Annotated in this window: 20 protein-coding genes, 4 tRNA genes and 1 other RNA gene; 11 read left to right on the top strand and 14 right to left on the bottom strand. The window is 72.6% G+C overall.

The window, feature by feature from the left end; translation table 11 throughout:
- Positions 1 to 3 precede the first annotated feature (3 nt).
- The 6 genes from AC07CM_RS06840 to purS form a co-directional block, all read right to left on the bottom strand.
- Positions 4 to 447, bottom strand: coding sequence for an META domain-containing protein (locus AC07CM_RS06840; RefSeq protein ID WP_478875255.1), 444 nt, complete (start codon positions 445 to 447; stop codon positions 4 to 6).
- Between the two features lie 56 nt (positions 448 to 503).
- On the bottom strand, positions 504 to 1,301 hold the full coding sequence (locus tag AC07CM_RS06835; protein ID WP_478875254.1) for a maleylpyruvate isomerase family mycothiol-dependent enzyme: 798 nt from the start codon (positions 1,299 to 1,301) through the stop codon (positions 504 to 506).
- A gap of 162 nt (positions 1,302 to 1,463) precedes the next feature.
- Entirely contained in the window at positions 1,464 to 1,772 is a 309-nt protein-coding gene (locus tag AC07CM_RS06830) for a hypothetical protein (protein ID WP_478875253.1), read from the bottom strand.
- A 274-nt stretch (positions 1,773 to 2,046) separates the two neighbouring features.
- A complete protein-coding gene (gene purL, locus AC07CM_RS06825; protein ID WP_478875252.1) occupies positions 2,047 to 4,305 on the bottom strand; it encodes a phosphoribosylformylglycinamidine synthase subunit PurL in 2,259 nt (752 codons plus the stop codon).
- Positions 4,302 to 5,006, bottom strand: coding sequence for a phosphoribosylformylglycinamidine synthase subunit PurQ (gene purQ, locus AC07CM_RS06820; RefSeq protein ID WP_478875251.1), 705 nt, complete (start codon positions 5,004 to 5,006; stop codon positions 4,302 to 4,304). The genes purL and purQ overlap by 4 nt, the downstream gene beginning before the upstream one ends.
- Positions 5,003 to 5,266, bottom strand: a complete 264-nt coding sequence (purS, locus tag AC07CM_RS06815) for a phosphoribosylformylglycinamidine synthase subunit PurS (RefSeq protein WP_478875250.1) — start codon at positions 5,264 to 5,266, stop codon at positions 5,003 to 5,005. Before purS ends, purQ begins: the two co-directional genes overlap by 4 nt.
- 311 nt (positions 5,267 to 5,577) lie before the next feature.
- On the opposite strand from purS, the gene AC07CM_RS06810 reads away from it, so the two are divergent.
- The 8 genes from AC07CM_RS06810 to AC07CM_RS06775 all read left to right on the top strand — a co-directional run bounded on the left by AC07CM_RS06810 (position 5,578) and on the right by AC07CM_RS06775 (position 10,083).
- Entirely contained in the window at positions 5,578 to 5,895 is a 318-nt protein-coding gene (locus AC07CM_RS06810) for a histone-like nucleoid-structuring protein Lsr2 (RefSeq protein WP_031164632.1), read from the top strand.
- 156 nt (positions 5,896 to 6,051) lie between these two features.
- A tRNA-Gly gene (locus AC07CM_RS06805) sits at positions 6,052 to 6,123 on the top strand.
- Positions 6,124 to 6,202: 79 nt separating this feature from the next.
- Positions 6,203 to 6,275 (top strand) — tRNA-Gly (locus AC07CM_RS06800).
- A 128-nt stretch (positions 6,276 to 6,403) separates the two neighbouring features.
- On the top strand, positions 6,404 to 7,342 hold the full coding sequence (locus AC07CM_RS06795; RefSeq protein WP_478875249.1) for an ABC transporter ATP-binding protein: 939 nt from the start codon (positions 6,404 to 6,406) through the stop codon (positions 7,340 to 7,342).
- Positions 7,339 to 8,118 (top strand): ABC transporter permease, encoded by a 780-nt coding sequence (locus AC07CM_RS06790; RefSeq protein ID WP_478875248.1) that lies wholly within the window; start codon positions 7,339 to 7,341, stop codon positions 8,116 to 8,118. The genes AC07CM_RS06795 and AC07CM_RS06790 overlap by 4 nt, the downstream gene beginning before the upstream one ends.
- 25 nt (positions 8,119 to 8,143) lie before the next feature.
- The gene (locus AC07CM_RS06785; protein ID WP_478875247.1) at positions 8,144 to 9,373 is read left to right on the top strand and encodes a sensor histidine kinase; all 1,230 of its coding nucleotides are present in this window, start codon (positions 8,144 to 8,146) and stop codon (positions 9,371 to 9,373) included.
- Positions 9,370 to 9,984, top strand: coding sequence for a response regulator (locus AC07CM_RS06780; protein WP_478875246.1), 615 nt, complete (start codon positions 9,370 to 9,372; stop codon positions 9,982 to 9,984). The genes AC07CM_RS06785 and AC07CM_RS06780 overlap by 4 nt, the downstream gene beginning before the upstream one ends.
- Before the next feature lie 23 nt (positions 9,985 to 10,007).
- Positions 10,008 to 10,083, top strand: a tRNA-Gly gene (locus AC07CM_RS06775).
- A gap of 41 nt (positions 10,084 to 10,124) precedes the next feature.
- Here AC07CM_RS06775 and AC07CM_RS06770 read toward each other — a convergent pair.
- The 6 genes from AC07CM_RS06770 to ffs form a co-directional block, all read right to left on the bottom strand.
- Entirely contained in the window at positions 10,125 to 11,024 is a 900-nt protein-coding gene (locus tag AC07CM_RS06770; RefSeq protein WP_478875245.1) for a phosphoribosylaminoimidazolesuccinocarboxamide synthase, read from the bottom strand.
- A gap of 74 nt (positions 11,025 to 11,098) precedes the next feature.
- Positions 11,099 to 12,595 (bottom strand): N,N-dimethylformamidase beta subunit family domain-containing protein, encoded by a 1,497-nt coding sequence (locus tag AC07CM_RS06765; protein ID WP_478875244.1) that lies wholly within the window; start codon positions 12,593 to 12,595, stop codon positions 11,099 to 11,101.
- A 212-nt stretch (positions 12,596 to 12,807) separates the two neighbouring features.
- Positions 12,808 to 14,682: a hypothetical protein gene (locus AC07CM_RS06760; RefSeq protein ID WP_478875243.1), complete on the bottom strand. Its 1,875-nt coding sequence runs from the start codon at positions 14,680 to 14,682 to the stop codon at positions 12,808 to 12,810.
- Between the two features lie 261 nt (positions 14,683 to 14,943).
- Entirely contained in the window at positions 14,944 to 16,194 is a 1,251-nt protein-coding gene (gene purD / locus AC07CM_RS06755) for a phosphoribosylamine--glycine ligase (protein ID WP_478875242.1), read from the bottom strand.
- A 97-nt stretch (positions 16,195 to 16,291) separates the two neighbouring features.
- Positions 16,292 to 18,562, bottom strand: a complete 2,271-nt coding sequence (locus tag AC07CM_RS06750; RefSeq protein ID WP_478875241.1) for a DNA polymerase III subunit gamma and tau — start codon at positions 18,560 to 18,562, stop codon at positions 16,292 to 16,294.
- 92 nt (positions 18,563 to 18,654) lie between these two features.
- Positions 18,655 to 18,753, bottom strand: an RNA gene (gene ffs, locus AC07CM_RS06745) — signal recognition particle sRNA small type.
- Positions 18,754 to 18,825: 72 nt separating this feature from the next.
- Between ffs and AC07CM_RS06740 the strand changes: the two genes are divergently transcribed.
- Positions 18,826 to 18,913 (top strand) — tRNA-Ser (locus AC07CM_RS06740).
- Between the two features lie 179 nt (positions 18,914 to 19,092).
- On the opposite strand, the gene AC07CM_RS06735 is transcribed toward AC07CM_RS06740, so the two are convergent.
- Positions 19,093 to 19,341: an SCO4226 family nickel-binding protein gene (locus tag AC07CM_RS06735; protein WP_403693501.1), complete on the bottom strand. Its 249-nt coding sequence runs from the start codon at positions 19,339 to 19,341 to the stop codon at positions 19,093 to 19,095.
- A gap of 225 nt (positions 19,342 to 19,566) precedes the next feature.
- Positions 19,567 to 19,923 (bottom strand): DUF805 domain-containing protein, encoded by a 357-nt coding sequence (locus AC07CM_RS06730; RefSeq protein WP_478875240.1) that lies wholly within the window; start codon positions 19,921 to 19,923, stop codon positions 19,567 to 19,569.
- A 280-nt stretch (positions 19,924 to 20,203) separates the two neighbouring features.
- On the opposite strand from AC07CM_RS06730, the gene AC07CM_RS06725 reads away from it, so the two are divergent.
- Together AC07CM_RS06725 and AC07CM_RS06720 are read left to right on the top strand one after the other, a co-directional pair.
- On the top strand, positions 20,204 to 20,416 hold the full coding sequence (locus tag AC07CM_RS06725; protein WP_478875239.1) for a hypothetical protein: 213 nt from the start codon (positions 20,204 to 20,206) through the stop codon (positions 20,414 to 20,416).
- Between the two features lie 5 nt (positions 20,417 to 20,421).
- On the top strand, positions 20,422 to 21,738 hold the full coding sequence (locus AC07CM_RS06720) for a cytochrome P450 (RefSeq protein WP_478875238.1): 1,317 nt from the start codon (positions 20,422 to 20,424) through the stop codon (positions 21,736 to 21,738).
- Positions 21,739 to 21,773: the final 35 nt, after the last annotated feature.

Below are 21,773 nucleotides of genomic sequence, written 5' to 3'. Positions count from 1 at the left end.
ACATCATTGGGGCGTCTTGTGGCTGAGATGGACCACGTCGCCGTCGCCGTCGGTGAGCGTCAGCCTGCCGTCGTCGGTCCTGGCGGTGAGCGTGCCGGTGGTGAGGGTGCGGGCGAGGGCGCGCTCGAAGTCCATCCGCTCCGGCCCGCAGGCCATCCTGGTCGTGCGCAGGTCGCCGAACGTGATCCGGTCGCCGCGCACGGTGGTCCGGGCGCCGAACTGGTTGCAGCCGAGGTTGCCGACCGCCGTGCCGTCCTTCCCGATCCGGATGCGGGCGGAGGCGGGCGCGTGCCGGGTGGTGCCGTCGGCGGTGAGGCTGTCGACCCGCCAGTCGACGCCGGTCACGGGCTGCCGCACACCGACCGAGCCGCTGTTCGCCCGCTCCGCCTGGGCGCCCCCACAGGCCACCACGAGCGGGACGAGCACGGCGGCCGCCGTCAGGGTCATGCGCTGCTTGTACCGGTTCATACGGATTCGACGGCCGGCCCGGGCCGGCGGTTCCGTCAGGACATCAGCGGCAGCAGATCCCCGATGTCGGCCCGCTCCCCACTCGCGCTGACCTGGGCCTCGGCCACGGCGTCCTTCCAGGTCAGACGCCCCGTGGCAAGCCGCACCCAGGTCAGCGGGTCGGTCTCCACGACGTTCGGCGGGGTGCCGCGGGTGTGCCGGGGGCCCTCGACACACTGCACGACGGCGAACGGGGGCACGCGCACCTCGGTGGAACCCCCGGGCGCCTTCACGGCGAGGGCGTCGGCCAGGAGCCGGGTGGCGGCGGCCAGGGCCTGGCGGTCGTGCGGGACCGCGAGGCCGGGGACGGCGGCGTTGAGGTCGTCGGTGTGGACGACGAGTTCGACGGCCCGGGTGACCAGGTAGTCGTCCAGGGGCAGCGAGCCCGCGTTGGTCTCCAGGAGCCGGCCGCCGGGGTGGGCGTCGAGCAGGGTGCGCAGGCTCCGGTCGACGTCGGCGAGGTAGGCGTCGAGGTCGGGATGTTCGGCGGCCACGTTCCGGGTGAAGTCGGCGATCGCGGCGGAGTCGGCGGCGGTGGCGAAGGGCCACTCGACCACCTGGGCGTCCTGCCTGGCCGGGGCCGGCCGGTCCAGCGCCCGGTGCACGGCGGTGACCGCCATGCCGATGTGCGCGATCAGCTCCCGTACGGTCCAACCGTCGAGCCGGGTGGGCAGGGCGAGCCGGTCCGGGCCGAGGCCGCTCACGGCGTCCCGGACGTTGCCGAGTTGGGCGAGGACCGCGGCGCGGGTCCTGGCGGGGTCGTAGCTGCGGGCGCGCTTCTTGGCCGGTGGCATGGCAGCGAGCCTATGCCTTCACGGCGTAGCCCCTCAGACCCTTTTCCACCAGGTCGAAGGCCTGCCTGGCACGTTCGGCGGCGCCGGCGGCGACCTGCTCCGTGCTCTCGCCCTCGGCGACCCGGCGGTGGTGCTCCTCGATGAGCGCGTTGCGGGCGGCGCTCAGGGTGGCGGCGGCGACGGTGGCAGCATCAGGTCACCGGTCTCGGCGGCGAGCAGGCCGGCCGGCTCCCGTGTGCCCTTCTGCGCGGCGACGAAGGCGCGCTCCATCAGGACCGGGGTCTCCTGGACGAGTCGTCGCACCTGGCGGGCGAACGACTCGGGGTTCAGCCCGACCGAGGGGTCGCGGGCCTCAACCATCTCCAGGAACTGCCGGCGTACGGCGGCCACGGCGGACTGCCCCGGCTGCCGCTCGCGCACCGCGCGGGCCGCGTCGCAGGAAGTGCTCCTTGGCGCCGCCCTCTTCGGCACCCTCCTCAACCGCCTGTACGACGGCCCCGGCGACGTCGGCTCCCTGGCCGTCCTGCGAGGGGCCGCGCACACCCGGGCGGTGGCCGCCTACGTCTCCGCGATGGACACGGTGTTCCTGTGCGGGGCCGCGGTGATGATCCTGTGCCTGCTGCTGGCCCTGCGGCTGCCGGGCGCCCGGCCGGCGGACGCGGAACCCGTGCGGGAAAGCGTGGCCGCACGAGGGAGGGCCCCGCCCGGTTTCCCGGACGGGGCCCTCCCTCATGCCATCAGGCGGTCACGCCAGCAGCGCGGGAATGGTTCCCTCGTGCGCCTCGCGCAGCTCGGCGAGGGACAGGGAGAACTCGCCCTGGATCTCCACCGCGTCACCGTCCACGACACCGACGCGGGTGGCCGGCAGACCGCGGGCGCCGCACATGTCGTTGAAGCGGACCTCCTCCGAGCGCGGCACCGCGACGATCGCGCGGCCGGCCGACTCGGAGAACAGGAAGGTGAAGGCGTCCAGGCCGTCGGGTACGACCAGACGGGCACCCTTGCCGCCGAGCAGCGCCGACTCCACGACCGCCTGGACCAGGCCGCCGTCGGACAGGTCGTGCGCGGAGTCGATCATGCCGTCGCGGGAGGCGGAGACGAGGATCTCGGCCAGCAGCCGTTCGCGCTCCAGGTCGACCTGCGGGGGCAGGCCGCCGAGGTGGTCGTGCACGACCTGGGACCAGGCCGAGCCGCCGAACTCCTCACGGGTGTCGCCGAGGAGGTAGAGCAGCTGGCCCTCCTCCTGGAAGGCGACCGGCGTGCGGCGGGCGACGTCGTCGATCACGCCGAGGACGGCGACCACCGGGGTGGGGTGGATGGCCGCCTCGCCCGTCTGGTTGTAGAGCGAGACGTTGCCGCCGGTCACCGGGGTGCCCAGCTGATGACAGGCGTCGGCGAGACCGCGGACGGCCTCCGCGAACTGCCACATGACGGCCGGGTCCTCGGGCGAGCCGAAGTTCAGGCAGTCGGAGACGGCGAGCGGCTTGGCGCCGGTCGTGGCGACGTTGCGGTACGCCTCGGCGAGGGCCAGCTGGGCGCCGTGGTACGGGTCGAGCTTGGCGTACCGGCCGTTGCCGTCGGTCGCGATGGCGACACCGAGGCCGGTCTCCTCGTCGATCCGGATCATGCCGGAGTCCTCGGGCTGGGCGAGGACCGTGTTGCCCTGCACGAAGTGGTCGTACTGCGAGGTGATCCACTTCTTGGAGGCCTGGTTCGGCGAGGCCACCAGCTTCCGGACCTGGTCCTTCAGCTCCTCGCTCGACGCGGGCCGCGGCAGCTTGTTCGCGTCGTCGGCCTGGAGGGCGTCCTGCCACTCCGGGCGGGCGTACGGGCGCTCGTAGACCGGACCCTCGTGTGCGACCGTGCGCGGGTCCACGTCGACGATCTTGCCGCCGTGCCAGTAGATCTCCAGCCGGTCGCCGTCGGTCACCTCGCCGATGACGGTGGCGATGACGTCCCACTTGGCGCAGATCTCCAGGAACCGGTCGACCTTCCCCGGCTCCACGACCGCGCACATGCGCTCCTGCGACTCGCTCATGAGGATCTCCTCGGGCGAGAGCGTCGAGTCGCGCAGGGGGACGTCGTCCAGGGTGACGCGCATGCCGCCGGAGCCGTTGGAGGCCAGCTCGGACGTGGCGCAGGACAGGCCCGCCGCACCGAGGTCCTGGATGCCGACGACCAGCTTCTCCCTGAACGCCTCCAGGGTGCACTCGATGAGGAGCTTCTCCTGGAAGGGGTCGCCGACCTGGACGGCCGGGCGCTTCGACGGCTTGGCGTCGTCGAAGGTCTCGGAGGCCAGGATCGAGGCGCCGCCGATGCCGTCGCCGCCGGTCCGGGCGCCGTACAGGATGACCTTGTTGCCCGCGCCGGATGCCTTGGCGAGGTGGATGTCCTCGTGCCGCATCACACCGATGGCACCGGCGTTGACCAGCGGGTTGCCCTGGTAGCAGGAGTCGAAGACGACCTCGCCGCCGATGTTGGGCAGGCCCAGGCAGTTGCCGTAGCCGCCGATGCCGGCGACGACGCCCGGCAGGACGCGCTTGGTGTCGGGGTGGTCGGCGGCGCCGAAGCGCAGCGGGTCCACGACCGCGACCGGGCGCGCGCCCATCGCGATGATGTCGCGGACGATGCCACCGACACCCGTGGCCGCGCCCTGGTAGGGCTCGACGTAGGAGGGGTGGTTGTGCGACTCGACCTTGAAGGTGACCGCGTAGCCCTGGCCGACGTCCACCACGCCCGCGTTCTCGCCGATGCCGACGAGCAGGGCGTCCGACTGGGGTGCCTTCTCGCCGAACTGGCGCAGGTGGACCTTGGAGGACTTGTACGAGCAGTGCTCGGACCACATGACCGAGTACATGGCGAGTTCGGCGCCGGTCGGGCGGCGGCCGAGGATCTCCACCACCCGCTCGTACTCGTCCTTCTTCAGGCCGAGTTCGGCCCAGGGCAGCTCGACGTCGGGGGTCGCGGCCGCGTGCTCGACCGTGTCCAGAGGCGTCCGGCTCATGCGTTGACCAGCTTCTTGAGGATCGAGGTGAAGAAGGGCAGGCCGTCGGTACGGCCGGTACCGATCAGCGGCTCGACGGCGTGCTCGGGGTGCGGCATGAGACCGACGACGTTCCCGGCCTCGTTGGTGATGCCGGCGATGTCCCGCAGCGAGCCGTTGGGGTTGCCGTATCCATCAGCGGCTTCGCCGCGGACCAGGTACCGGAAGACGACCCGGCCCTCGGCCTCCAGCTTGTCGAGCGTGTACTCGTCGGCTACGTACCGGCCGTCCATGTTCTTCAGCGGGATGTGGATCTCCTGGCCCTGGCGGTAGTCGCCGGTCCAGGAGGTCTCCGCGTTCTCCACCCGCAGCTTCTGGTCGCGGCAGATGAAGTGGAGGTGGTCGTTGCCGAGCATGCCGCCCGGCAGGAGGTGGGCCTCGGTGAGGACCTGGAAACCGTTGCAGATGCCGAGGACCGGAAGTCCGGCCTTCGCCTGCTCGATGACCGTCTCCATCACCGGCGAGAACCGGGAGATGGCCCCGGCCCGCAGATAGTCGCCGTAGGAGAAACCGCCGGGCAGCACCACGGCGTCGACCTGCTTCAGGTCCTTGTCCTTGTGCCAGAGAGCTACCGGTTCGGCGCCCGCAAGTCGGATCGCGCGCTGAGTGTCCCGGTCGTCGAGGCTGCCCGGGAAAGTGACGACGCCAATACGAGCGGTCACTTCGCCGCCTCCGCCACTTCTTCGACCTTGACGGCGAAGTCCTCGATCACGGTGTTGGCAAGGAAGGATTCCGCAAGATCGTGGATGCGGGCGAGCACGGCCTCGTCGACCGGCCCGTCAACTTCCAGTTCGAAACGCTTTCCCTGACGTACGTCCGAGATCCCCTCGAAACCCAGGCGCGGCAGCGCACGCTGGACCGCCTGGCCCTGGGGGTCGAGGATCTCCGGCTTGAGCATGACGTCGACTACGACGCGTGCCACTGGCACTCCCGGTGTGTGGTGCTGAGCAGGTTCCTTCAGACTACCCGCACAAAATTTCTACGCGAGTAGAGTTGTAGGAAACTACGTGAGGCGCATCACGATCGGGTGACGGGCGGGCGCCTTCGCGAAAAGTTCTGGGAAAGTTCCCCGGGTCCGCTCACGGCAGCTATTGCACTGGGACACGCGGACAGATTTAGTCGGGCTTCACTTTGCATTGCCGGGCACTGTACAAATGAATTGGCAATAGCCGATACTCGGCACGTCATCGCCGATGAGCTGTAACGACGTGCCGCACGAAGGGACCGATATTCGTGGCGCAAAAGGTCGTGGTCACTCTCTTTGACGACATCGACGGCTCGGAAGCGGCGGAAACGATCGCCTTCGGACTCGACGGCAAGTCGTACGAGATCGACCTGAACGAAACCAACGCCAAGAAACTGCGCAAGGCGCTCGCGCCCTACGTGGAGGCCGGCCGCAAGCGGTCGAGGTCAGGCAAGGCGTACAAGCAGACGGAGGTCGCCCCCGACCCGGCGGCCGTCCGTGCCTGGGCCCAGGCGAACAAGATGGACGTGCCGGCGCGCGGACGCATCCCCAAGAAGGTCTACGAGGCGTTCAGCGCGGCGCAGTGAGGCCCGCGAAGGGGCAGTCCTCAGGGTCCGTCAGCGGGCCCTGGGGACCGTTCACTTGGTCACGCCCGGAACCGACTTGCGCAACCCCCCCGCTGATCAGCTAATGTCTGGGACACGCCGAGGGGCGAGGCCGAAAGGCCGGATCCCACGGACCGTGCGGGTGTAGTTCAGTAGCAGAACATCCCCCTTCCAGGGGGAAGGCGCAGTGTGCAATTCCTGTCACCCGCTCTGGCACCGGTCGAAACCACTCTTGTGGATCAGGTAGGCTGGTGCTCGCACCGATCGGTGGGAGCCGGTCGGGAGCAGTGCGGACGTAGCTCAGTTGGTAGAGCGCAACCTTGCCAAGGTTGAGGTCGCGAGTTCGAGCCTCGTCGTCCGCTCGGGAATGAGACCCCGGTCCACTGGACCGGGGTCTTTTCCGTGCCCGCGGTGAGCGTCTGACATTTGTCATGCCGAGTGATGACACCGCGCACTGCTGATCCGCCCGGCCCGCCGGGACGCTGAGGGCATGGACAACGACGAACACGAGCACGTGATCGAGGTCAGCGACCTCCGGCGTGTCTACGGGGGCGGGTTCGAGGCCGTACGCGGGATCAGCTTCTCCGTCGCACGCGGAGAGATCTTCGCGCTGCTGGGCACCAACGGCGCGGGCAAGACGTCGACGGTCGAACTGCTGGAAGGGCTCGCGGCACCGGCCGGGGGCCGGGTCCGGATCCTCGGCCACGACCCCTACCGCGAGCGGGCCGCCGTACGCCCGCGCACCGGAGTCATGCTCCAGGAAGGCGGTTTCCCCTCCGACCTGACCGTCGCCGAGACCGCGCGGATGTGGGCGGGCTGCACGAGCGGGGCGCGTCCGGAGGGCGAGGCGCTGGAGCTGGTCGGCCTCGGCCGCCGGTCCGACGTCCGCGTGAAGCAGCTGTCCGGCGGTGAGCGGCGGCGCCTGGACCTGGCGCTCGCGCTGCTCGGCGACCCCGAGGTGCTGTTCCTGGACGAGCCGACGACCGGGCTCGACGCCGAAGGCCGCCGGGCCACCTGGGAGTTGGTGCGGGACCTGTGCGGCGCCGGCACGACCGTGCTGCTCACCACGCACTACCTGGAGGAGGCGGAAGGCCTCGCGGACCGGCTCGCCATCCTGCACGAGGGACGCATCGCCGCCTCGGGAACCCCCGCCGAGGTCACCGCGGGCCGGCCCTCCCGGATGTCCTTCGAACTGCCCGACGGCTACTTCCTCGGCGACCTGCCACCCCTCGCCGGCCTCGGCGTCTGCGGACACGAACTCGACGGCAGGACCGTGCGGCTGCGTACCCGGGACCTGCAGCGCACCGCCACCGCGGTGCTGACCTGGGCCGGGCGGGCCGGGGTCGAACTGCGCGGCCTGGACGCGCGCTCGGCCTCACTGGAGGAGGCCTTCCTCGGGATCGCACGCGAGCAGGAGGTCATGGCATGAGCAGCCTCGTGGCGGCACCGGCGGGCCGCAGGCTGCGGGCGCTGGCCCGCGCCGAACTCGCCCTCCTCGGCCGCAACCGCAGCGTCGTCCTCACCGCGCTCGTCATGCCGCTCGCGCTGCCCTTCAGCCTGCGGCCGGCCGTCGACCAGATGGACGTGCACAAGGAGGGGCTGAGCGTCGGAGCGGTCATGATGACGGCCGCGATCGGCTTCTCCTTCCTCTTCGCCGTCTACACCTCCCTGGTCAACGCCTACGTCGCCCGCCGCGAGGAACTCGTTCTCAAGCGGCTGCGCACCGGCGAACTCACCGACGCCGAGATCCTCACCGGCACGGCCCTGCCCGCCGTCGGTCTCGGCCTCGCCCAGGCGCTGCTGCTGTGCGCCGGGTGCGCGGTGCTGCTGCACACCGGCGCGCCCAAGGCCCCGTACCTGACCCTGCTGGGGCTGGTGGCGGGGCTCGTGCTCAGCGCCGCGCTGGCCGCGGTCACCGCGTCCTTCACCAGGAGCGTGGAGAGCGGACAGGGCACCGCGCTGCCGCTGGTGGTCGTCTCCATGATCGGCTCCGGGATCGCGGTCCCGACCGAGGTGCTGCCCGACCGGCTCGCCTCCTTCTGCGAACTCCTCCCGCTGTCCCCGGCGATCCGGCTGGTCCGCGCGGGCTGGACCGGCCGGCTCAGCGGCCCCGAGGTGCTGGTCGCGCTGGCGACCACGCTGGCCTGGACCGTCGTGGCGGTGTTTGCTGTACGGCGGTGGTTCCGCTGGGAACCGCGGCGGTGAGGCAGGGGGGCACATGCTCGGGCGGATGAGAGGGTGGCACCAGCGGCACTGGCGGGACCGGAGCAAGGCCGAGCGGGTCGAACTGCAGAGCCTGGTCACCTGGCACGGCAGCATCTGGGTGTTCCCGCTCAGCTGGCTGCTGCTGCCGATGGTGGGCGGGCTCGCCCACCGGCCCGTACCGGTGGCGCTCGGCCTGCTGCTGGTCGCCGTGGCCGTCCTGCAGTGCGCGGCCGCGAGCCGGGTCCTGCGGCCCGCGCTCGACCACTACCTCGGGCGCGCCGTACTGCCCCCGCGCCTCATGCGCGGTCCGGCCGCCCTGCTCGGCCTGGCGCTCGCGTTCATCGTGGCGCTCGCCTCGGTCGGCGGATTCGACCCGGTCACCACCCGGCTGGCGATCGGTGCCGCACTGATGCCGTTCGGGCTGCCCTACGCGCTCACCGTGTCCGTCGACGCGTTCCTGCGGCGGGCGGCGGGCCTCGCGGTGCTGATCGTGGCGGCCTTCGCGATCGTGCGCCCGAGCGGTCTGGGTCTGTTCGCCACGCTGATGGTGACCGCCTTCGGCGCCGGCTTCTCGCTGACCGCCGCCCGCTGCGGCGCCTGGACCCTGTCCGTGCTGTGGGAGGCGGAACGCGCCCGGGAGATCGAGGCCCGGCTCGCCGTCGCCGAGGAGCGGCTGCGCTTCGGGCGCGACCTCCACGACGTGCTGGGGCGGAATCTCTCCGTGATCTCGCTCAAGAGCGAGCTGGCCGTGCAACTGGCCCGGCGCGGACGGCCGGAGGCCGTGGAGCAGATGATCGAGGTGCAGCGCATCGCCCAGGAGTCGCAGCGGGAGGTGCGGGACGTCGTACGCGGCTACCGGGAGGCCGACCTCGGCGTGGAACTCGCCGGCGCGCAGGGCGTGTTGACGGCCGCCGGAATCGACTGCGAGGTGCGCGCGGAGGTCGCGGGGCTACCCGCCGAGGTGCAGTCCGCGCTGGGCTGGGTGGTACGCGAGGCGGCCACCAACGTGCTGCGGCACGGGGACGCGGGACGGTGCTCCGTGGAACTGCGGGTGCATGAGGGGCTTGTGGTGCTGGCGGTGGAGAACGACGGGGCGGCGGAGCCGGCCGGCAGCGGCGGCTCGGGACTCGCCGGGCTGCGGGAACGCCTGACCCCCGTGGACGGGACCCTGGAGGCGGGACCCGTCGGCAAGGACCGGTTCCGGCTGGTGGCCGAGGTGCCCTTGAGGCAGGAAGTGAGTGAAGTCACCTCATGAGCGGCCCGGTACGACTCCTGCTCGCCGACGACGAGCACCTGATCCGGGGCGCGCTGACCGCCCTGCTCTCCCTGGAGGACGACCTGCTGGTGGTCGCGGAGGCGGCGAGCGGACCCGAGGCGCTGGCGATGGCGCGGGCCCACGCACCCGACGTGGCCGTGCTCGACCTCCAGATGCCCGGCGCCGACGGTGTGAAGGTCGCCACATCCCTGCGCGCCGAACTGCCCGGCTGCCAGGTGCTGATCGTCACCGGTCACGGCCGGCCCGGGCACCTGAAGCGGGCCCTCGCGGCCGGTGTGCGGGGGTTCGTCCCGAAGACGGTCAGCGCCCAGCGGCTCGCCGAGATCATCCGGACCGTGCACGCGGGAAACCGTTACGTGGATCCGGACTTGGCCGCCGACGCGATCTCCGCCGGGGACTCCCCGCTGACCGCCCGTGAGGCCGAGGTGCTGGAGCTGGCCGCCGACGGCGCGCCGGTCGCGGAGATCGCCGAGCGGGCCGCGCTGTCGCCCGGGACCGTGCGGAACTACCTCTCCTCCGCCGTCACGAAGCTCGGTGCGGAAAACCGTCATGCGGCAGTGCGTCTCGCACGCGCGCGAGGTTGGGTATAGTTGCTCTCGCGCCACGGCGCACTGCGGACGTAGCTCAGTTGGTAGAGCGCAACCTTGCCAAGGTTGAGGTCGCGAGTTCGAGCCTCGTCGTCCGCTCCATCGAGAAGGCCCCCGGTTCCCACCGGGGGCCTTCTCCGTGTCTACGACCAGCTCAGACCCGTCAGCCGCTCGTACGCCTCCACGTACTTCGCCCGGGTCGCCTCCACCACCCGCTGCGGCAGCGGCGGCGGGGGCTGCTCGCTCTTGCGGTCCCAGCCCGACTCGGCCGAGGTCAGCCAGTTCCGGACGTACTGCTTGTCGTACGACGGCTGCGCGCGGCCCGGCTGCCACTGGTCGGCCGGCCAGAAGCGGGAGGAGTCCGGGGTGAGGACCTCGTCGGCGAGGACGAGCGTGTCGCCGTCGAAGCCGAACTCGAACTTGGTGTCGGCCAGGATGATCCCCCGGTCGCGGGCGATGTCCCGGGCGCGGGAGTACACGGCGAGGGTGGCCTGGCGCAGCTGGGCGGCGGTCTCGGCGCCGACCTGGCGGGCGACCTCCTCGTAGGAGACGTTCTCGTCGTGCTCGCCGACCTCGGCCTTGGTGGCCGGGGTGAAGATCGGGCCGGGCAGTTCCGAGCCGTCGACCAGGCCTTCGGGCAGGGCCAGGCCGCAGACGGTCCGGGACTCGTCGTACTCGACCAGACCGGAGCCGGTGAGGTAGCCGCGGGCCACGCACTCCACCGGGACCATCCGCAGCGACTTGCAGACGAGCGTGCGGCCCGCCCAGTCGGCGGGGGCGCCCTCGGGCAGCTCGGTGCCGATCACATGGTTGGGGGCCAGGTCGCGCAGCTGGTCGAACCACCACAGGGAGAGCTGGGTGAGCACCCGGCCCTTGTCGGGGATCTCCGTGGGCAGCACCCAGTCGTAGGCGGACATGCGGTCGCTGGCGACCATCACGAGGTCGCCCGCCTCGTTCTGGTACAGCTCGCGCACCTTGCCGGTGTGCAGGTGCACCAGGCCCGGAACCTGAATCGGCTCGGGCTTTTCTACGAATCCGGACACGGTTCCTCCCCGTGGTTCTGTCCAAGTGCCTCGATTCTCCCTTATGGGGGTGATCGGTTTCGGCCAGGGGTCGGTCAGTCCCTCTTGCAGATGCGGTCCAGCAGGTTCGCCGTGGCCCGCTGGATGCGGGGGTCCACGTGGCCCGGGCGGTCCAGGGACGGGGACCAGGCGAAGGTGCCGGAGGCGAACACCCAGGCGCCGGAGGGGGCGCGGTACAGGGAAGTCTCCTGATGGCGCGGGGCGCCGTCGTTGTCGGTGTAGGGGGAGTGGGCGAGCAGGACGCGCTCCTCGTGCTCGGGCAGCGGGGTGCGCGGGAAGTAGCGGTCGGCCTCGCCGGCGACCAGGCCCTCGATCGGGTCGCCCTCGTCCGCGCCGGTCGCGTCCCACAGCCAGTGGCCGGCGTTGCGGACGATCAGCGGATGCGGCTCGGGGACCCGGCCCGCGTACTGGATGCCGACCAGCTGCTGCTCGGGCCGGTCGATCTCACGCCACAGCACCGGCTTTCCGGGGCCCTTGCGCTTGCGGCAGGTCAGCAGCCGGTCGGCGACCCCGGACGGGGAGGGACCCAGCTCCACCTGCCAGTACATGGTGTTGGCCGAGAGGAAGACCAGCGAGGTGCCGCGGTCCCGGGCGTCCTCCACGGCCCGGCGCATCGGGCCCGACCAGTACTCGTCGTGGCCGGGGAAGACCAGGCCCCGGTAGCGGGTCGGGTCCACGCGGCCGGCGTGCAGGTCGCGGGCGTCGGCGTAGGCGAGGTCGTAGCCGTAGCGCTCGGCCCAGCGGATGAAGTCGTAGGCGTGGCCGACGTGCAGGGGCAGGCCCGCGCCCGCGTACGGGCGGTCGAAGGAGACCGTGGTGGCGGCGTCGGCCTCGCCGAGCAGGCCGCCCTTCTCGTCCCAGGCGTGGTAGAGGCTGGCACCGGTGCGGCCGTCCTCCGGATAGAGGTTGTACGCCTGCCAGGTGATGTCGGGCAGCAGCAGGAGCAGGTCGGCGGGGTGGTCGTCGCGGACCGTGAAGGGCACGTGGGAGCGGTAGCCGTCGGCGGTGGTGAGGACGGCCACGTAGGCGCCGACGGTCCAGTAGGAGGGCACCTGGAGGCGCCAGGACAGCCACCAGTGGTGGCAGGAGACCGTGCGGTCGGCGGCCAGCGGCGGGGGCTGGACGATGCCGGAGAGCCGGGGGCTGGTGGTGATCTTCGCGGCGCCGTCGCCGCCGTAGTGGCCGATCCGGTAGATGTCCACGCTGAACTGCTGGGGTGGGTCGACCGTGATGTGGAAGTCGATCGCCTCGCCGGGCGTGACCGCTCCGGTGGAGGTGAAGCCCTTGATCTGGCGGTGCACGTCGTCGGCCGAGCGCGGTCCGGCACCGGCCGAACGCGGAGCGGGCACGCGCGGCCTCTCGCCGACGAGCGGCTGCGGGCTCGGGTCGACGTACCAGGGCACGACGTGTCCCGTGTCGTCGAAGTAGGTCTCACTGCCGCGCAGCCAGGGGACCGGTCCCTGGCCGAAGGGGTCCGTGACGGCGTGCGCGAGTGCTCCGGACTCCCAGCGGCGGATGTGGTCCGAGGCCATGGTCGCTCCCCTCCCTCATGCCCCCGTGTCCTCTGACGGTGGTGCGCTGTCGTATGTCGCGTGCCTTTGCCATGTGCGCGGTCGGTCCCAGCACATCACATAACGCACGGGGACGGTCACTATTCGTTGCGAATTGACCTGAAGTGGAAGACGCTTCTCCGCTACTCCCTTCACCGCGCCGGGCCGTCGAGGGCGTTCGGCGGCGGCCGGTGTCAGACGAGCCGGACGGGCTTCTCCGGGCGTATCCCGGACGCGGCCAGCCAGTCGCGCAGCGGGCCCGGGTCTCCCTCCTCGATCAGGGTGAGGACCTTGGGCGCGAGGTCGGCTGCCCTCTCGCCGCCCAGCAGCAGGGAGGGGCCGTCCAGCCAGTCGAGGGCGGGGGCCGCGCCCGCCGTGTCGACGGCGGCGCAGCACACCATCGCCGTCACGTGGTCGGTGAGGAGCTCGCGGGCGCTGCGCGGGGGCTGCAGCGGGAACAGCGGAAGGGCGCCGTCGTCCCACAGCGCGCTGTCCGGAACCTGCCCGGCGGCGGTCGCGCCCCTCGGCGCGGCGATCTCCTCGCGGGCCAGCTCCGCGCTGAGGCCGGCGGCGAGGGCGGTACTGCGCTCGGTGCCGGGGTCGGTGTCCTCGTCGGGGTCGGCGCCCGGAGGTAGGAGGGTGGTGGTCCGGGACCGGTCGCCCGTTTCCTGGCCCGGGGCGGCGGTCTCCCGGTCACCGTGGGCGTCGGCCGGCACGCTCTCGTCGTCCTGGGCGTCCGGGGGCCGGTCGGTGCGGGTGGCGGCCGTACGGCCGGGCTCGGTGAGGTGGTCCAGGACCCGGGCCAGGGTGGGACCGCCGGGCCCGGGCGCGGCGGGGCCGGGTGCGGGCCGGACGCCGAGGGAGTCCAGCACGCGGTGCAGCCGGGCCGCGTCGGCACGCCAGGTGCGGTCCACGACCTCCTCCGGGTACGCCTGCCAGTCCACCGGGGCCCAGTCGGGTCCGCACTCGGCCGGGCCGCCGTGGAAGAGGCGGGCGGCGAGCAGGGAGGCGGCCTCGTCCACCGCGCCCGGCTCCTCCAGGAGGTCACAGGCGGGACGCTCGCCGAGGCGGGAGGCGAAGCCCTCGGCCAGCCGGTCGCGCCGGGACAATTCGGTGAGCGCGGCCACGACACCCGCGTCCAGCCGGGAGGGCCAGCGGCCCATGCGCCAGGCGGGCAGCGCCACCCGGGTCAGCAGACGGTCCCAGCCCGCGTAGGCGAGGCCGACCTGCTCCTGGGCGACGATCCGGAGTCCGTAGTCCACGGCCTGCGCGCGCTCGGCCGCCGCCGCCGCGACCCCGCGCTCCATCAGCACCGCGTGCTCGCGGCAGCCGCTCAGCAGCAGCCGGGCGACCCAGCCGAGGGCCGCGCACACGCTCCGGGTCAGCGGGCACCGGCCGGGCGTCGAGGCCACGGCCACCGTCGCGTCCAGGCCGCGCACGAAGCGGCGGGCGGCCGCTATGTCGGGGTGCGCCGAGGGTCCCGTACCGGCGATGACCGGAGCGAGGACCGCGCGCAGTTCGCCGACGCGCATCCACCACAGGAACGGGGAGCCGATGACGAGGACGGGGGCGGTCACGGCATGGCGGTGGGCGCCGAAGCCCGGTCCGGAGCCGGGGCCCGCCAGCTCGTCGTGGGCCGGCCGCGCGGGTGGGCCGTGGGCCGGGTGGGCGCGGTCCTCCAGCCAGCTGTCGCAGTCCGGGGTGAGCGCTATGGCCGAGGGCGCGGGGACGTCGAGCCGGTCGGCGAGGTCGCGCACGAGCCGGTACAGGTCCGGGGCGGAGTTCTCCGCGATCGGGACCGTGGGGCTCACGGCGGGGCGGGCGCGGGCCACCACCAGGGCGATGGCGACGGCGGCCAGCAGCACGAGCACGGCCGTCACGCCCACCACCCAGCGGGCGACGCCCCAGCCCGGGCCGGCGAGATGGCCGGTGGAGCCGCCAGTCAGCAGGATCACCTCGGCGGCCGCCGGCAGCAGGGCCACGGCCAGTGCCCGGCCCCGGATGCGCAGCACGGCCAGCGCGCGCGAGCGCGCCGCCTGCGCGCCCACCTCCACACCGATTCCGGTCACGAGCGGATCTCACCCCCTCCCTGCCGATCCCGTGCTGTCCTGGCGTTGCTCACTCCCCCACTGTGGCACCCGTCACCGACATCGCAATGCCGGTGGGCCAAGTGCCGGAATGCTTGCGCCGCACCCTAGTTGGGGCCCTGGCCCCCGTCAGCCGGATAGGGCATTGCTCACTCGATGGAATGGCCTTGGTCAGAGGTGAGAGACAGACAGCAAAGATCAGGCCCCGGATTTTCGTCCGGGGCCTGAAGGACTCGGGCCAGGTCAGGCGCCCGCCGCCGTCGCCGCGATGTCCGTGCGGTGCTGCGAGCCGTCGAGGCCGATGCGGGCCACCGCCCGGTACGCCCGCTCGCGCGCCTCGGTCAGGTCCTCGCCGGTCGCCGTGACGGACAGCACCCGTCCGCCCGCACTGACGACCGCCTCGCCGTCCTGCTTCGTCCCGGCGTGCAGGACGTAGGCGTGCGGGGCGTCCTCGGCGGCCACCTCGTCGAGGCCCGTGATCGGGTCGCCGGTGCGCGGGGTGCCGGGGTAGTTGTGCGAGGCGACGACCACGGTGACCGCCGCGTCCTCGCTCCAGCGCAGGGGCGCCAGGTCGGCCAGGGTGCCGTTCGCGGCGGCGAGCAGCAGGCCGGCCAGCGGGGTCTTCAGGCGGGCCAGCACGACCTGGGTCTCGGGGTCGCCGAAGCGGGCGTTGAACTCGATGACCCGGACACCGCGCGAGGTGATCGCGAGCCCGGCGTAGAGCAGTCCGGAGAACGGGGTGCCCCGGCGGCGCATCTCGTCCACGGTCGGCTGCAGCACCGTCTGCAGCACCTCTTCGACCAGCTTCGGGTCGGCCCAGGGCAGCGGCGAGTAGGCGCCCATGCCACCCGTGTTGGGGCCCTCGTCGCCGTCCAGGGCGCGCTTGAAGTCCTGGGCGGGCTGCAGCGGGACGACGGTACGGCCGTCGGTGACGGCGAAGAGGGAGACCTCGGGCCCGTCGAGGAACTCCTCGATCACGACGCGTTCGCAGCCGGCCGCGTGGACCGTGGCGGCCTCGACGTCGTGCGTGACGACGACGCCCTTGCCGGCGGCCAGGCCGTCGTCCTTGACGACGTAGGGGGCGCCGAACGCGTCGAGGGCCTCCGCGACCTCCGCCTCGGTGGTGCACACGTAGGACCGCGCGGTCGGCACGCCGGCCGCCGCCATCACGTCCTTGGCGAAGGCCTTGGACCCTTCGAGCTGCGCGGCCTGCCCGGAGGGGCCGAAAACGGGGATGCCCGCCTCCCGCACGGCGTCGGCCACACCGGCGACCAGCGGGGCCTCCGGACCGACGACGACGAGGTCGGCACCGAGCTCGCCAGCCAGCGCGGCGACGGCCTTGCCGTCGAGCGCGTCGACCTGGTGCAGCTCGGCGACCTCGGCGATGCCGGCGTTGCCGGGAGCGCAGTGGAGCGCGGTGACGTCGGGGTCGAGGGACAGGGAGCGGCACAGGGCGTGTTCGCGGGCGCCGCTGCCGATGACGAGGACCTTCACGGGGTCAGCCTAATGGCAAGGTTGCCGAAGGCCGGGGCCCGGGGAAGCTGTACGTTCCTACGAAGGGTGTCCGCAGGCGGTGCGGTCGTGCCCGTGCCTACTCGTTCGAGAACTCCTCGACGACCGTCGCACCCAGTTCCCGCACGATCAGTTCGTGGCCGGACAGGGCCGACTCGTCCAGGTCGGGGTCGTCGTCCTCGGGGATGTCGTCCTCCGGGGCGACGGGTGGCGGCTCGGGTGCCGGGGCGGGCCGCGGGGCCGGGGTGGCCGACGCCGGGGCGGCCTGGGCGCTGCCCTGGGAGCCGCCGGGGGCCGCGGCGGACGGCTGGGGTGCCGCGGGGCGAGGAGCGGACGGGGCGCCGTAGCCACCGCCGACGGGTGCGCCGCCGCCTCCGCCGTAGCCCGGGGAACCGCCGGACGGCGGGGGCGCCGAGCCGCCCGAGGGGTCGACGACCGCCTCGATCTTCCACTGCACGTTGAACTGCTCGGCCAGCGCCTGCCGCAGCACGTCCTCGCTGCCGCTGCTCGCGAAGTTGTCGCGGGCGCCGGCGTTGACGAAGCCGAGCTGGAGGGTGGTGCCGTCGAACCCGGCCACCTGGGCGTTCTGGCTGAGCAGGATCCAGGTGAAACGGCGCCGGTTCTTCACGGCCTCCAGGATGTTCGGCCAGAGCATGCGGGGGTCGAGGCCACCGGCGGGGGCGGCCGGGGCCGGGGCCGGGGCGGAGGGTGCCGCCGGGGCCGCGGGCGCCTGCTGCTGGGGCCGGGCCGGAGCGGGCCCGGTGCCCTGGGGGGCGGCGCCCGCCGGTGCTGCCGTGGGCCAGCCACCGGGACGCCGGCCGCCGCCGGCGGGGGCGGCGGTGGGCCAGGCACCGGGAGCGGGGGCCGACGGCGCTGCGGCCGCCGGGGCCGGTGCCGCGGGAGCGGGAGTCTGGGCAGCGGGCGCGGGAGCCGCCGGGGCAGCGGGGGCAGGGGCAGGGGGTGCCGAGGTCGGCGCAGGAGCGGGCGCGGGGGCCGCGGGCGCGGGGGTCGTGGGCGCGGGGGCGGCGGGACCGCCGGGACCGGTCGGCGCGCCCGAGGCGCGTACGGCCGCGCGGGCGGCCGCCGGTCCGCCGCCGGGCGGCACCGGCGCGCCGCTCTGGGCCGGGCCGGCGTGGGCCTCGGGCCCGGGGACGTACCCCATGGCGGGCGCGCCACCGCCGCCGGCGAAGCCGACGCCTCGCTCGAGGCGGTCGAGGCGGGCCATGACGGACCGCTCGTCGCCGTAGGCGGCGGGGAGCATGACCCGCGCGCAGATCAGTTCGAGCTGGAGGCGGGGCGAGGTGGCGCCGCGCATCTCGGTGAGGCCCCCGTTGACGAGGTCGGCGGCACGGCTCAGCTCGGCGGCGCCGAAGGTGCCCGCCTGGGCCTGCATGCGCTCCAGGACGTCCGCCGGGGCGTCGATGAGCCCCTTGTCGACGGCGTCGGGGACGGCGGCGAGGATCACTAGGTCCCGAAGCCGCTCCAGCAGGTCGGCGACGAACCGCCGCGGGTCGTTGCCCCCCTCGATGACGCGGTCGACGACCTCGAAGGCGGCGGCGCCGTCGCCGGTGGCGAAGGCCTCGACGACGGAGTCGAGCAGGGACCCGTCGGTGTAGCCGAGGAGGGAGGTGGCCATGGCATAGGTCACACCCTCCTCCCGTGCGCCGGCGAGGAGCTGGTCCATGACGGACATGGAGTCACGCACGGAACCCGCGCCGGCCCGCACGACGAGCGGCAGCACGCCCTCCTCGACGGGGATGTCCTCCCGCCCGCACACCTCGGCCAGGTAGTCCCGGAGGGTTCCGGGCGGCACCAGCCGGAACGGGTAGTGGTGCGTACGCGACCGGATGGTCCCGATGACCTTCTCGGGCTCCGTGGTGGCGAAGATGAACTTGAGGTGCTCCGGCGGCTCCTCGACGACCTTCAGCAGGGCGTTGAAGCCGGCCGACGTGACCATGTGGGCCTCGTCGATGATGTAGATCTTGTACCGGCTGCTCGCGGGTCCGAAGAAGGCCTTCTCGCGCAGCTCACGGGCGTCGTCCACACCACCGTGGGAGGCTGCGTCGATCTCGATGACGTCGATCGAGCCCGGCCCGTTGCGAGCCAGGTCGCGGCACGACTGGCACTCGCCGCAGGGAGTCGGGGTGGGACCCTGCTCACAGTTCAGGCAGCGGGCCAGGATGCGCGCGCTGGTGGTCTTCCCGCACCCACGCGGCCCGCTGAACAGGTACGCGTGATTGACCCGGTTGTTCCGCAGCGCCTGCTGCAGCGGGTCGGTGACATGCTCCTGCCCGATGACCTCGGCAAAGGTCTCCGGGCGATAGCGGCGGTACAGCGCGAGAGACGACACGCATACGAGGTTATAGGCGCCCACCGACAACCAACCCCGCCGAAGGCTCCCGCCGGGAACGACCCCGGGACTTCCGCCCGCTCCCGCCCCGAAACGCAAGCGCCCCCCACGCACCCGCCAGAGCCGACCTACCCTTGCTGCCTTCCGGCCCTGGGGGAGTTCAGTCAGATAGCGCCGCGTGAGGGGCTCCGCACAGAGTACCCGATCCGGGCCTGCGGGAACGAGTTCGCGAGCACTGCCCTCGGTCATGTAATGTTTCCGGCGGAGGATTCGCCTAGAGGCCTAGGGCGCACGCTTGGAAAGCGTGTTGGGGGCAACCCCTCACGAGTTCGAATCTCGTATCCTCCGCCAGCCCAGAGGGCCGGGTCACGAAAGTGGCCCGGCCCTCTGGCGTTCGTCCGTCTCAGATTCTTTCCCAGTCGGGTCCACGGCCCGCTCCGGGCGCCTCCCAGAGGGCGTCTCCGCATTACCGAGCGACCTCGCGGAGCATGACTCCGGTCACAGCGGTCCTCCGTGGGCGAGGGCTCTGTTCACACGGTCACGGGGACCGGGTGGATCTCGTCGGCCCGATGACCAGCGCGTTCGTGGATGCGCTGGACCGCTTCAGCCGATGGGGCCTCGGAGAGGCAGTAGACCGTGCCGGACTCCGGGTCCGCCCACGCCTTCTCGAAGTGGACGCCTTCCTCCTGCTCAATGGCGAGATCCGCCCCGTGGGCCTGCCTCAGCTGGTCGGCCGTGATGCCGTTCATCCCGTGGTGGACATCCATGAACTGGGGCATGGTGTCGCGCCTCCTTCCGGATGTCGCGTCCCGGCGAATCGCCGAGTCGCCTGGCGGCTCCGTCATCTCCATCCTGTGCCCGTACGACCGTGACGGCGACCGTGCAGGACCCGGCCGGCAGGTTCCCGGCGCAGTGCACCACCGGACGGGAGAGGCGACCCGGGGCTGCCCGGCCGGGGACGCTCGCGTCGATCAGCCCGAGCCGCACCCACAAGGCTGGAGCGGTCAGAGATGTTCTGGGACGTACTTGGGGCTCGCCCCGTACGTGTTGTCGCCCGGCTCGCCCTCCAGGGCGGTGAAGACCAGCATCGTGATGGGGCCGATGACCGGGACCAGGCCGATGAGCAGCCACCATCCGGAGCGCCCTGTGTCGTGCAGCCGCCGCACGCTCACCGCGAGGGAGGGCAGCAGGATCGCGAGCCCGAACAAGCCGCGCAGGTAAGCGAAGTCAAGGGCCCGACCGATCACGAGCAGCACGAGCATGATCAATAGGTTGACCAGACCGAACGTCCAGTACTCGGTGCGGCGCGCACGCCCGGTGAAGTCGGCGTATCTCTTGAACGCGTCCACGTACCAGCGCACTTCGCCCCCCGGGATGGTCAGTGGCGACCGTCCTCGAGGACAGGCCGGTGGGGAACATATGTGCCCTGCGGCATGGGGGGCAAGCTGCTTCGGGTCTCGTACCTCCGCCGGCCCTCCGGCATTTCTCCGTCCCGGTCACGACCGGTCCCGTCCCGTACACCTGGGCCGTCGTTCTGTCATGTCACGGGATGCAGTGACGTGTGCCACGGGCGCCCGGCTGTGCCAATGGGGAGCAACGCACGGGCGGACCGGCCGCCCTGCGGTACGAGAGGAGACAGCCATGGCTGCCCTGACTTCCCTGCGCAGGATCGCGCTGGTCGCCGTCACGAGTGTCGCGGCGCTGATCGGCGCCGGCTCGGCCTTCGCGGCGACCGGTACCGGCGGATCGGTCCCCGACCCCTCGGGGGCCCGGATCACGCACAACAACCACGTGAGAAGCGTGCTCGGCGACACGCACTTGCACGCGATGTACTACTACAACGTGGGCGGGTGACTCCCATGGCGGCGGCTTCCGTGCGGCCCGGCCCCGAGCCGGCCGGGTTCGGCAACAGGCTCGCGTTCGCGCGTGACCCGCTGGGCTATCTGCTCCGGCAGCGGGTCCAGGGGGATCTGGTCCGGTTCGAGGAGGGTCTGTACCTGGTCAACTCGCCGGTCCTGGTGGAGCAGGTGCTGAGGAACACCAACGGCACCTACGGCATCACCCGGGACCTGCTGGGCGAGGAGACCGACGGAAGCCGCGCGTCGGAGGATCTGGCCCGGTGGATGCGTGCCCGTCGGCTCGCCGGGCGGGGACTGAACCGCGGTGGCCTGCGGGCCACCGGGGACCGCATGGCCACTGTGGTGGCCGGGCACGCCGAGGGCTGGCGGGCCACGGGCAGGATCGAGGCGATCGGGGCGCTGGAGGACCTGAGCGCCCGGCTGATCGCCGAGTTCTGCCTGGGGCCCGAGCCCGGCCGGGTGCCCGAACTCGTGGCCCGGCTGCAGGACGCACGCCTGCCCGCCGCCGTCAGGTGGCCCGGCCGGGCGTCCGTCCTGCGCCGACGGCGGAAGAACGCGGCGCGGAAGCTGGCGGCGGAGGTGTCCCGCCTGGTCGCGGCTCGTGCCACGAGCAGGCCGAAGAGCGAGGGGGAGACCCCGGTCGTCGCCGATCTGCTGATCGAGGCGTGCGACGACGGCGCACTGACCTTCGACGGCGCGGTCGGCGTGATCGTCGCGAACCTCTTCGCGGCGCACGAGACCACCGCCGCCGCACTGGCCTGGCTGTTCCTGTCGCTGGAGCGGCACCCGTGGCTGCGCCGGCGCGTGACGGACGAGGTCGACCGGGAACTGGGCGGGCGGCTGCCCGGGGCGGCCGATCTGCCGCGGCTGCGGGTCACCGGGGCCGTCGTGAAGGAGACGCTGCGGCTGTACCCGCCGCTCTGGTACCTGGAGCGTGTCTGCGAGGAGCCGGACGTCCTCGGCGGCGTCGCGCTCCATCCGGGACAGCGCGTCGCGGTCAGTCCCTTCGCGCTGCACCGGGATCCGGCGCTCTACGACGAGCCGTCGGCCTTCCACCCGGACCGCTGGATCGACCGCGCCCCGGCCCCGCGGCCGCCCGGTTACACGTACGTCCCGTTCGGCGGCGGGCCTCGCATGTGTCTGGGCGCGCACTTCGGGACGGTCGCGATGGTCGTCGCGACCGCGACGGTCGCCGGGCGCTACCGGCTCTCACCTCCGGCGGACCGCACGCCCGTGTTCGACACCCGGACCATCCTGCAGCCCAGGGGGCTGGTCCTGGACGTCACCGAACGTGAACCGGGAACGGCCGCCCACTGAGCGGGGCGGCCGGTTCGTCGGAGGTCGTCGGCGAC

This window comes from Streptomyces sp. NPDC044061 (assembly GCF_056434305.1).
The sequence above is the reverse complement of the archived record's forward strand: the minus strand, read 5'-3'. Positions and strand labels throughout refer to the sequence as shown.

Coding starts and splice junctions, on each gene's coding strand:
- AC07CM_RS06765 (WP_478875244.1), bottom strand. CDS start 12,595: ATGGCCTCGGACCACATCCGCCGCTGGGAGTCCGGAGCACTCGCGCAC.
- AC07CM_RS06835 (WP_478875254.1), bottom strand. CDS start 1,301: ATGCCACCGGCCAAGAAGCGCGCCCGCAGCTACGACCCCGCCAGGACC.
- purL (WP_478875252.1), bottom strand. CDS start 4,305: ATGAGCCGGACGCCTCTGGACACGGTCGAGCACGCGGCCGCGACCCCC.
- AC07CM_RS06840 (WP_478875255.1), bottom strand. CDS start 447: ATGACCCTGACGGCGGCCGCCGTGCTCGTCCCGCTCGTGGTGGCCTGT.
- AC07CM_RS06790 (WP_478875248.1), top strand. CDS start 7,339: ATGAGCAGCCTCGTGGCGGCACCGGCGGGCCGCAGGCTGCGGGCGCTG.
- AC07CM_RS06735 (WP_403693501.1), bottom strand. CDS start 19,341: ATGCCCCAGTTCATGGATGTCCACCACGGGATGAACGGCATCACGGCC.
- AC07CM_RS06725 (WP_478875239.1), top strand. CDS start 20,204: ATGGCTGCCCTGACTTCCCTGCGCAGGATCGCGCTGGTCGCCGTCACG.
- AC07CM_RS06720 (WP_478875238.1), top strand. CDS start 20,422: ATGGCGGCGGCTTCCGTGCGGCCCGGCCCCGAGCCGGCCGGGTTCGGC.
- AC07CM_RS06795 (WP_478875249.1), top strand. CDS start 6,404: ATGGACAACGACGAACACGAGCACGTGATCGAGGTCAGCGACCTCCGG.
- AC07CM_RS06780 (WP_478875246.1), top strand. CDS start 9,370: ATGAGCGGCCCGGTACGACTCCTGCTCGCCGACGACGAGCACCTGATC.
- AC07CM_RS06785 (WP_478875247.1), top strand. CDS start 8,144: ATGAGAGGGTGGCACCAGCGGCACTGGCGGGACCGGAGCAAGGCCGAG.